A 10,863-nucleotide genomic window follows, 5' to 3' on the forward strand; every position below is an offset into this window, starting at 1 on the left:
CCCTTAAAAGCGTTGAAAACATGATTATTATTGATGACCTACTGACAAAAGACGAAGTGGCTCAGTTTCGCCAGCAGTTAGCGAGTGTTCCCTTTAATGACGGGAAGAGCACGGCAATGGGTATGGCGGCAGGTGTTAAAAATAATGGTCAGGCAGACGCCCAAGACAGTCGCGTTCAGCAGCTTGCTAACGCGTTACTAAGTAAGCTGGGCAATAACCCTACCGTCATCTCAGGCGCGTTGCCTCAACGTATATTTCCACCTTGCTTTAACCGCTACAGCGAGTCGCAAACCTACGGCTATCACGTAGACGCCGCCATTATGCGTATTCCGAACACGCCAGATGTATTAAGAAGCGATATGTCGATGACCGTTTTCTTAACGCCTAAAGAAGACTATGAAGGCGGAGAATTAGTTATTCAAACCGGGTTCGGGGAACAAAAAGTTAAGTGCGATGCCGGAAGCGCCATTTTATATCCCTCATCGAGCCTCCATAAAGTCACGCCCGTCACGAAAGGCGAGCGCATCGCGGCCATTACATGGATACAAAGCATGGTGAGCGACCAGCAAATGCGTGAAACCCTTTTCCAGCTTGATCAAAGCATTCAATCATTGGTTAACGCAGGCACCGCAGAGCGAGAGCAGCTTGATGGACTTCATCATGTTTACCATAACTTGGTAAGAAAGTTTTCTCAGCTTTAACCGCGATTAAACTCAAGCACAATCTGACACAAGTACTATCGCAAAAGTTTTCTTGAGAGCGAACGAAATAAACACCTAGTCAACAAGGTCTTATACTAAAGGTGTAGCGCAGTTGTATATTACTGGGTTTATTCTATGTTTAAGTCAATCGATGCTCTCTTTTAACCCTAACCTTTGTGGTACTTGGATGAAATATAAGACACTTTTTACCGCCCTTCTTCTTATGGCTTGTTCAGGTATGGCCTTAGGACAAAATGCCCAAACCGCTAGCTTTTCTATCACGCTGAATGATAGCGATGGTGAGCCTGTCGATAACGGCGTATTTCTATTTGAGCCGCAGTTTGAGGTGGATGAGCATCAAATGCCACACCAAAAGCCAGCCGTAATGAATCAAATAGATAAACAGTTTGAACCTCACGTGCTTGTGGTAAAAGCGGGTACTGAAGTGACTTTCCCTAATGCGGATAATTTGTTTCACCACGTCTATTCATTTTCACCTACGAAACAATTCGAACTAAAGCTTTATAAAGAGTTTACGGCAGAGCCTTTACGCTTTGAAAATGCAGGTATTGTGGATATTGGCTGTAATATTCATGATTGGATGTTAGGGTACATTGTTGTATCCGACTCGCCGTATTTTGGAAAAACCAATACAGAGGGGCAATCTTTAGTCTCGCTACCCCACGGTGAATACACCGTCCGTTTTTGGCATCCCGAAGTGGAAGGTGAAAAAGCGCTCCCTCCACAGTCCATTTCTGTGTCTACCGATACTCAAGTAACATGGGCGCTTAATACAACCATAAGCCTTGACGATGAGTTTGATTCAGCTTTCGGCGACTATTAAATGCGACTTGCCACTGGCGCATTCACATCACTTTAAGCTAAAAAAGCCGAAGCTTAACCTTTGGCAACTTCGACTAGATCAAATTTTGTTTCACTGTCACCTTTAACCATAACCTGGCATTGCCCCCAGCTCTGTGGAATATGCCAAACATGAGCCTCGGCTACGGTGAACTTTTCTCGGTGAGAGTCACAGCGCACTTCTACAGTATCAAGTTCGCCTTGTATGTTATTAAAAGCAAACTTGTTTCTTACCAGCGTATGGAACCAACGTCCATTGTCCCCTATGCTCACAGGTACCTTTAGGTTATTTTCAGACGCAATTGATGTTTCGATCTTTTGTATAATTGCAGCGATCTCGTCAACGCGCGCTTGTTGCTCTTCCATTTCTTGAAGTGTGCTGTACGACTTTAACGCCTCCGCATAGTACCCGCGCTGAGCATCCAGAAGGATTTTTCTTTGAAGCGCGTAAGCCACGTAGTCGTCATCAAACACGGCATTGTTAAAGCGCTTTTGTCCATTGCTAGCAAGCAACCGCGATAAGCTTTTCGCTTCCCTTTCGATGTCGCCTTTAGCACCTGCAATCTGTGATTCCAAGCTCAGCAACCAAGCATTCTCGTAACGATTTAACGTATCCCAACTTGATAGCTCTTTAAAAGCTTCGTCTGCCGCTTCAACATTACCCGCTTTAAATATCTCATCTACGTTTTTATACGCTTTAATAAATTTACGTGTGGCGCCCGTTTTTCCGACTAAGGCGAAATCCATTTGAACAGCTTGGTGACATTGCTGAGTAGGTTCACCGTCCTTTATTGCTGGATTATACTGCCACTTCTTAACGGCTGATAGCGCACTGCGCTTAAAAGAGGGGCTTCCGAAAAAGTCTTCTACCACAGGGTCTTTCACTCTGCCTTCCTCATCAATAACGTAGCTCAGCCTAACCCAGCCTTCACGGCCTTTTCTCGCTGCAGAAGAAGGATATCTAGGGTCAACGCGCTCTAACGGGGTCGCAGGTTTAAATGCACTTATCCGCTCCACTTCGTTAGTCTTGGCTTCTGCTAGTGCTTTTTCTTCAACTTCATCACAGGGAATGCTGAGTTCTTGGGCTACTGCGCTGGTTGCTAAAAGCGACGTAAACAGTGTTGCCAAAACGAAAACCCGCTTGTTTTGCTTAGCAGTATATATTTGCGTATGAGAGAAGGAATTGCGTTTACTTTTCCATTGTACTGCTTTCATATAAATCATCCTTAATCATGGGTTTGTACATCATTACCCCTATCCCACTAGCTTAGTTTTTTTTCGATGAGTTCTCAAGAGACGCATCGGGCACATTTTTAATCATCATCTGCTCTTTGCGTTTCGTCATCATCTTGGCCAGCCGGCGCATGCTTACTGTGGTGTCTTTCTCGTCAATAATATCTACGCCTAACAAACGCTCAAGCAAATCTTCAAGGGTTAGCACCCCTTCCAAGCCGCCGTACTCATCCACTACCAGCAGCATGTGTACGTGCTTATTGATAAAGTGTTCGAACGTTACCGACAAGGGCATAGTGTTAAGTACCGTGACCATATCTTTAGCATATTCAGAAAGCGGCTTCTCGGTATTGCCCCGCGCCTGTGCCACCAGTAAATCTGAGCGCATAACAAAGCCCGTAATGTTCTCTGAATCTTTGTCTTCAAAAACGGGAATACGGGAAAACTCTATATTGGCGTGCTTATGAAAAAACTCCTCTACTGTCATGGTCTCGCAGACTTTGAACAAGGCGGTTCGGTGGGTGATTGCATCCTTTATTTTAAGCTCATGCAGGCTCAGCAAGCTTTGTAAGAACGCCGCTTCATGGTTAGCAAGTTGGCCTTCTTGCCCTGATAATTCAGCCATAGCATGTAGCTCGCTGCGACTTAAGCCTCGAAGTGGGCTGTCTTCCTTAAACCCTTTAGTCATAAGCTCTGACATTTTCACAAACGGCATGAGAATAAGCGAAAGGTACTTAAGAAAATAAGCCGTAACCGGAGCCAACGTACGCCAGTATGTTGCCCCTAGTGTTTTAGGAATAATTTCCGAGAAAATAAGGATAAGCAGCGTCAGTACAGCTGAGATCACGCCTAAATATGCATCGCCGAACACCGCTGCTGCCTGGGCGCCAGCCCCCGCCGCACCCATGGTATGAGCGATAGTGTTCAGCGTTAATATAGCCGATAGCGGCGTATTTATATTATCAGTTTGACTGCGCAATAGCGCGCCGCTTGGTTTGCCGTCTTTTTCCAATACCGAGATATACGCTGACGAAACACTCAGAATTACAGCCTCTGCAATGGAGCACAAAAAAGAAAAGCCCAGTGCAATGAAGACGTACACAATAAGTAAAAGCATGTAGTTGTTCCAAGCGTCCTTGTAGGTTAAAACGCATTTTAGTTTTAATAAGTTGAGCGACTATTATGGATAATAGAGCGGGATATACAAGCGCTCTGTTCACGACAAGTGAGCGCCTGTATCGAAAATGGGAAAGCGCACAGTATAGCCTAGCTGCAACACGCCGAGTGCTGCGAGTGATTTTGGCGATAATTCTGCAGTTTTTTAACTCCTAGTCTTAGCATTAAACCAGCGAGTAAAACGGCACAAATGCCGTAAATAACTTGCACATTAGCACCGTGCTCGTGCATGTGACTTTGGGTTTTTATCATCGATGCTAAAGAGAATGACGAAACAAGCTGGTTTAGGGCGTAGCCAAACCCAATGCTGGCAGACATAACGCTAAACAAATAAAGTATTAAGGTTCGTGCGCCCATTTCCTGCTTTATCATGCCCATTGTCGATACGTTTGTTGCTGGGCCTGCCATTAAAAATACCAACACGGCGCCTGGCGATAGCCCTGCGGCAAGAAAGCCAACCGCGAGCGGTGTTGAAGCCGTCGCGCATATGTACATTGGAATACCTATCAGCGCCATTACCAACATGGCAACAAGTCCATCTCCCCATTGCGTTAAGAAGTCGGTAGGTACCCAAGTTTTAATGGCTGCCGCTAGCGCTAAGCCAATTAACAACCAAACGACGATGTCTTCGAGTAGCTTTCCACTTGCGTACGAGAGCACCTTTGTCACTTTTGAACTATTTGTACCCAGAGCCCCTTGCGTGGTGTTTACATCATTGTGGCTATGCCCTTTGTCACTCGCACAGCAACTCGCTTCAAGCTGAGGCTCTGGTTCTCGCGCTGTTTTTGAAGAACAACATGATGAGGTTTCATTCGTCGACAGCGGTTTCGTTACTTGCTGTGCGGTTACATCGCGCTCTGCAAAAAAACGTACCATCAAGCCTGCGTAGATTGCGCTGATAATAGCCGCGATTGGCCTTACGATGGCGTAAAGCGGGCCGAGTAACGCATAAGACACTGAAACACTGTCTACTCCAGTTTCTGGTGTAGACACAAGAAATGAAATGGTAGAGGACTTTGATGCGCCACTGCGGCGCAGACCGAGGGCAGCAGGAATAACGCCACATGAACATAGCGGTAAAGGCGCACCGATCACCGCCGCCTTACTAATAGAGCTAAACGAGGCGCTTCCCCATGTGCTTTTCTAAAAAAGAGACAGGCACAAGTTCGTGCATAACCCCGGCCACCAACAAACCTAAAAGCAGCCATGGCGCAGATTCAACGAAAAGCGCTAGGAAATTTTGCCCAAGTAAAATGATATCTGACACTGTGCCTCGCTTGCTATTTTAACCTAAGGTAGCTTTACCCCTACGACAAAATAACGATGTTTAAATTCATAGTGAATAATAACAGATATGAGGTATGACAGAAAATCAACTAAACCGATTAGTCTGATTAAACGTGCGTAAAAATGGCCAGTACAAATGTACTGGCCGAATGTTGACTGTCTCGTGAGTGTGCTTTTAAACCCCGAGGTCAACCATGAAAAATAATATCGGTGCCCATTTAATTATTGGGCTTGTTATTCTTGTGTGGCCTTGTTCTGCGACTCCTTTTTAAGCTTAGAGACTACAGAGAACGCTTCTAGCATTACAAGTACTGAGACAACGAGCACAACTGCGTCTAAGAACACCAACAAGTAGTTACCTTCTACGTAGTACTCTTTAAGCTTTATCAGTCCAGCGAAGAAAGCCATGATCAACACAAATACCATGGGTATAAGCGTATACCTTGCAGGACGTCCTAACTTAATCAACATCACTGATATAACCAATAGGGTAAGACTAGCTAGAATCTGGTTGGTCGAACCGAAAAGAGGCCAGATGATCATACCGCCGCTTCCTGAAGCACCGCCTGCACCAAATGCGAGTAACAAACAGCATCCCACTGCAAGTAGCGTTGCTACCACACCGTTTCTAAGCGCTTTGATTGAGTAGATATCGCCCCACTCTTGTATAATGTAACGCTGAAGACGTACACCAGAGTCCATGGTGGTACCGGCAAATAGCACGACCATTACCGCAAGTATCGTTGAAGAGAAATCTACCGGTAGCCCCCAGCCTTGCTGTATAAGGTTCGCGCCACCTGTGATAAACGCGCCAACGCTGCCAGCGCCTAAGTGACTGTATACTTCATGCCACTCTTCTGGTGAAGCAGCAAAGGCGACGCCACTTACCGCAACAATAGTAATAAGCGCAAGTGAGCCTTCGCCTACTGCGCCTAAATACCCGACAAAACGTGCGTCTGTTTCTTTATCAAGCTGCTTCGAGCTGGTACCTGATGACACTATGCCGTGGAAGCCAGACACAGCACCACAGGCAATGGTAACGAACAACAAGGGAATAATACTTGGTGAGTCAACTGCAGTTTGCATGTTAAACGCAGGGGCCGTGATATCCGGCATAGCAAAAAATACGGCGCCGTAAAGTAAGAATAAGCCAACAAGCAATTGCATACCGTTAATGAAATCACGAGGCTGCAGTAGCATCCAAACAGGAAGCAAAGATGCAATGGCCGCATAAACAAAGAGAATAATTATCCAGTTTGCTTTATCGGCTAAGCCAAACATGGTTTCCGGCAAGCTGAGTGGAATATAACTCCCTGCATACACAGAAGCGTATAAAACAAAGATTCCCACAATACACAGTGGAATGAGGCTGAAGTTACGCTTAAGTAACTGACCTATAATGAGTGCTACAACAATTGCGGTCCAAGCTGGAAACACCGCGTTTGGTTGGGAAACAAAAGAGTTAGCAATAACAACACCGAAAACGGCATTTACCATTAAAAGAACAAGGAAAATCACTATCATAAACAATGCACGAGAGCGTTTTCCTATGACACTTTCAGACAGCGCCCCCATGGACTTTCCTTTGTGCCCGGGCACTTGCCCATAAGGCGCCCATATCGTGAACACCCGCGAACAAGATAGTACCGAAGACCACCCAAAGCACTGCGGGAACCCAGCCCCAATAAACGGCGATGGCAGGCCCAACAATGGGGGCCGCTCCAGCAACAGAAGTGAAATGGTGCCCCCCCACAGCACCACTTTGTTAGTGGGCACAAAGTCCACCCCATCTTGCATTGTGTGGGCAGGTGTTACAAAACTATCATCCAGCTTGAATATACGGTTCGCTATGAATTTCGAATAGACGAACCAACCAAACATCATTCCAATGATGCCCAGTATTACAATGGCAATAGACTGCATCTTATTATCCTACTGTCGTTTTTCGTTATTTAGTCTGTCGTTCTTAATTAAACCATTTGTCGCTATGGCTTGCCTTCATTGTAAGACTAAAGTCTAAGCAAGGAGCAGTGTTTTATTACTCTTCCTACCACTTTGCGCTTTTCGATTAGAGATTGAGGTTTTAACAAGTGTGAAAATTGCTCTTCATCTCAATTTTTGATCAATTAAGAACACAACTCTTTAAATAAGATGCATTCTCGTTTATAAATACGCTTCCTTTTTTCTAGTAGACAAAACAATGGCATCACCTAAATTTCACATGGCTTTTCGTAAATATCACCGTTGGCTGGGCTTTTTTCTTGCCGGTATTATGGGTGTGTATGCAGTAAGCGGCATTCTTCTTATTTTTCGACCTACTGATATTTTGAAGTATGAACAAACGCAAACACGGCAATACGAAGCCAATCTTTCAGGTGTAGAGTTACTGCCCTTACTCAAGATGCGAGGCAGTAAAGTCACCAGTGAAAATGCCGATAAAGTTGTGCTTAATTATGGGGAGTATGACAAAGATACGGGACTGGCGGTAATAACTAAGAAAGACTACCCCATAGTGCTTTCAAAAATGGTGAAGCTTCACAAAGCCACTAACAACAGCCCTTTGTTTTGGCTAAATATTAGCTTCGGCTTGGGCTTGCTGTTTTTTGTGATTTCAGCTTTTCTCATGTTCATACCTAAGCTTCCAATGTATAAAAACGGGCTTAAAATTGCCGGTATTGGCGCTGTCGTTACCGTATTAACCGTGATCTTTGGCTCTTAATTGAAAAATGTATAGCGTACGCATATCTACATATATGCGTACTTAGCTAGTCACAAGTAGGAAAGAAAAAACGACTTCATTAAATGATAGGTCGTTTCCGACTCAGGTGTCTTATAAAAAATCAGATATTCAGCGTGAGACAAACCTTCGAAAACTTCTAGCTGCGTAACGCCTTTACTATCCCTTATAGCGCGATTAACCCTAACCGTATCACTTAAAAACAGGTCTCTGGTGCCGGTAACCAGGAAAGTGGGAGGGAAATGTCCGAATGAACCGTAAAGTGGCGATATAGCAGGGTCAGTCAATGCTTTTTTGCCCGCGTATAACTTAGCGGCAGCTTCTAACTGCCCATCATAAGTCACCAGCACATTGTCTATACCCTCGTTTGTGTAAAGAGAATCGCTGGTTTTGGTAAGATCGGCCCAAGGGGTACCTGCATAAACCGCGTTCGGTAAAGGTGTTTCACTTTTAATGAGCGACTGTACCAGTGACAGCACCAAGCCACCTCCAGCAGAGGTTCCCCCTACGAATATATTCCCCTCACCAGCTTGGTCGAGTAAAGCATTGTAAACTGCCACTACGTCATTCAGTGCAGCTGGAAAAGGAAACGTAGGAGGCATTCTATAATCAACGCTATACACCACGATGCCTAACCTTTCAGCAACGAGCAGCCCTTCTTCGATACTAGGCAAACCGCCAAACAGGACAAAAGCACCGCCATGAATATCTAAATAAACTTTATCTTTAAACTCCGGCGTAATCGCTTTAGGCGTCAGCTTGCGCACGACTACATCATTTAAGTTCATAAGCTCAATATCTACATTAAGCGCTTTCTTCATCTTTTTGATTTTTTTCTTTTGCTCGCTATTTCTAGCGTGAACATAGTTTCTCCACGCTTCATTAGTACCAGGCGTACTTGCTTTTACCTCTTCTTTCGTGAAGTGCGAGAACGCTGAGATGCTGTTTATCAGTGCCTCACTGGCTGCTTGGGGTAATGGCGGCTTGTTATCGTGCATAGGGTCTGTAGTCGCTAATGTAATAGGAGCAAAAGAGAATGTAAGTACGTACATTAGCATGTGTATATACTTCATAATGCACTAGCTCCTAAGATTGGTGAGTAATTATCTATGAGACGTTAAGGTACGTGAAGAGTGCTGTAGGCGCAAAGCTTAGTATAAGTAGCAACTTCAATTACTCGCATTCATCCGCTTTTCGAAGGTAGATTCATCTTATCTGGTGTTTTTGAAAGTTCCCGCATTAAGTACAGGTTATATCTAGATTGCATTTTGCTATGCTAGATTATAATTTAGTCACTACCGCTCGAATTATTACGATTTTTTCACAAGCGAAGGGATACTACATCGCTTGCGTTAACTAATAATAAGTACATAACCTTAGGGATTAAGATGAAAAACTTTTCTATACACAAACTCCTGTTCTCATTAGGACTCGCTGTATCTTCGGTAACCACTGTTGTTGCCGACACTGATAGCCAAACGTCCGTTTGGAAAGTGTCTAATGGTGAAGATGCCGTATATGTAGGCGGCACTATCCATATTTTACCTATTTCTGAATTCCCCCTGCCGAGTGAATTTACCGATATTTATGAGCAAGCAGACACATTAGTTTTCGAAGCCAAAATGCCAGACCCATCAGATATCGAAGGTCAGAAGAAAATGATGGCCGGGCTCGCGTACGCAGAAGGCAAGTCTCTCAAGGATGATGTTTCAGAAGAAACCTATCAGGCGCTTAATGCTTATTTAAGTAACTTCGGCGCTACTGCGGATCAGTTAGCTCGATTTAAGCCAGGTATGGTTGCATCAATGCTAGTTGCTATGGAAGCACAACGCTCACAGATGGCAGGGCAAGGTGTAGATGCCTATTTTATGCAGTTAGCTGCACGTGATGGTAAGGCAAGCGAATACCTAGAGTCACTAGATTTTCAAATCAACATGCTCGCGAACATGGGTGCCGGTGAGGAAGATCGCCTTATATCTGAAACATTGGAAACCTTACCAGAGCTAGAAGACATGCTTAAAAGTACCATAAAAGCTTGGAGAGAAGGCGACACTGAACAAATTGATGAGTTGGTGGTAAATACATTCAAACGTGAATCTCCTACCTCTTATGATGATGTGTTTACCAAGCGTAACCAAAACTGGCTTCCTCAAATCGAAGCGATGTTCGGCGATGAAGACCAAGAGTTTGTTTTAGTAGGCGCTGGACATTTAGTGGGTGATGACAGCGTAATTGCCCTATTAGAAGCTAAAGGTTACAAAGTAGAGCAAATGTAACTCGACCTTGGCTCAGAAACAATAAAACTAAAGCTAGGCAAATGCCTAGCTTTTTTATGGCGAGTAAAGGGAGTGAGTGTATGCCCTCTGAATCCCTACACCGCAGGGATGCGGAGTAGGAGCTCTTACTTAAAAGCTGGGGTGGCTTTACGGCGTGTTCCCCTTTCCCATAAGGTTTCGTTTTACGCAGAGTAAAGTGCATGAGTGTATGCCCTCTGAAACCCTACACCGCAGGGATGCGGTGTCGAAGCTCCCATTGATGGCTTTACGGCGTGTTCCTTCCTTCTCCGTATAGGCTCAATAGATGCAAAAGGGGGCGCTTGTTCACTCTAGAACTCTCAGCTGCATGGAAGCAGCTGCGAAGCCGCTAATACAAAAGCACGGATGGGTCCACGGCGTGTTACTTCTTCTCCCCCTCAAATGTTTTGATATGCTTCGAGAAGGGAGTGATTGTTATGCCCTCTGAAACCCTACACCGCAGGGATGCGGTGTCGGAGCCGCCATGGATGGCTTTACGGCGTGTTTCGGAGGGCATACACTCACGCACTTTCCAAAAGGCATAAAAAAGCGCACCTGAGTGCGCTTTTTTGGC

General features: G+C 44.9%; 8 protein-coding genes and 2 pseudogenes. 4 read left to right on the top strand and 6 right to left on the bottom strand.

The window, feature by feature from the left end:
- Positions 1–20: 20 nt before the first annotated feature.
- Both ACX5J7_RS09720 and ACX5J7_RS09725 read left to right on the top strand, forming a co-directional pair.
- A complete protein-coding gene (locus tag ACX5J7_RS09720; protein ID WP_015068294.1) occupies positions 21–701 on the top strand; it encodes a Fe2+-dependent dioxygenase in 681 nt (226 codons plus the stop codon).
- Between the two features lie 187 nt (positions 702–888).
- On the top strand, positions 889–1,545 hold the full coding sequence (locus ACX5J7_RS09725) for a methylamine utilization protein (protein ID WP_012519834.1): 657 nt from the start codon (positions 889–891) through the stop codon (positions 1,543–1,545).
- Positions 1,546–1,598: 53 nt separating this feature from the next.
- Here ACX5J7_RS09725 and ACX5J7_RS09730 read toward each other — a convergent pair whose 3' ends face one another.
- The 4 genes and pseudogenes from ACX5J7_RS09730 to ACX5J7_RS09745 all read right to left on the bottom strand — a co-directional run bounded on the left by ACX5J7_RS09730 (position 1,599) and on the right by ACX5J7_RS09745 (position 7,181).
- A complete protein-coding gene (locus ACX5J7_RS09730) occupies positions 1,599–2,777 on the bottom strand; it encodes an energy transducer TonB (protein ID WP_020744424.1) in 1,179 nt (392 codons plus the stop codon).
- A 52-nt stretch (positions 2,778–2,829) separates the two neighbouring features.
- A complete protein-coding gene (locus ACX5J7_RS09735) occupies positions 2,830–3,912 on the bottom strand; it encodes a CNNM domain-containing protein (RefSeq protein ID WP_015068296.1) in 1,083 nt (360 codons plus the stop codon).
- 149 nt (positions 3,913–4,061) lie between these two features.
- Positions 4,062–5,238: pseudogene (locus tag ACX5J7_RS09740) on the bottom strand (SO_0444 family Cu/Zn efflux transporter).
- Positions 5,239–5,492: 254 nt separating this feature from the next.
- Positions 5,493–7,181, bottom strand: a pseudogene (locus ACX5J7_RS09745) (carbon starvation CstA family protein).
- 277 nt (positions 7,182–7,458) lie between these two features.
- Here ACX5J7_RS09745 and ACX5J7_RS09750 point away from each other — a divergent pair.
- Complete coding sequence (locus ACX5J7_RS09750; protein ID WP_012519829.1) at positions 7,459–7,977, top strand: membrane protein; 519 nt, start codon at positions 7,459–7,461, stop codon at positions 7,975–7,977.
- Positions 7,978–8,027: 50 nt separating this feature from the next.
- Here the strand turns inward: ACX5J7_RS09750 and ACX5J7_RS09755 are convergent, their stop codons facing one another.
- Complete coding sequence (locus tag ACX5J7_RS09755) at positions 8,028–9,068, bottom strand: alpha/beta hydrolase (RefSeq protein ID WP_015068299.1); 1,041 nt, start codon at positions 9,066–9,068, stop codon at positions 8,028–8,030.
- Between the two features lie 315 nt (positions 9,069–9,383).
- Here ACX5J7_RS09755 and ACX5J7_RS09760 point away from each other — a divergent pair, with 315 nt between their 5' ends.
- Positions 9,384–10,271: a TraB/GumN family protein gene (locus tag ACX5J7_RS09760; protein WP_498706993.1), complete on the top strand. Its 888-nt coding sequence runs from the start codon at positions 9,384–9,386 to the stop codon at positions 10,269–10,271.
- A 400-nt stretch (positions 10,272–10,671) separates the two neighbouring features.
- On the opposite strand, the gene ACX5J7_RS09765 is transcribed toward ACX5J7_RS09760, so the two are convergent.
- On the bottom strand, positions 10,672–10,863 hold a 192-nt coding region (locus tag ACX5J7_RS09765; RefSeq protein ID WP_498706995.1), incomplete at its 5' end, for a hypothetical protein.

This window comes from Alteromonas infernus (genome assembly GCF_902705815.1).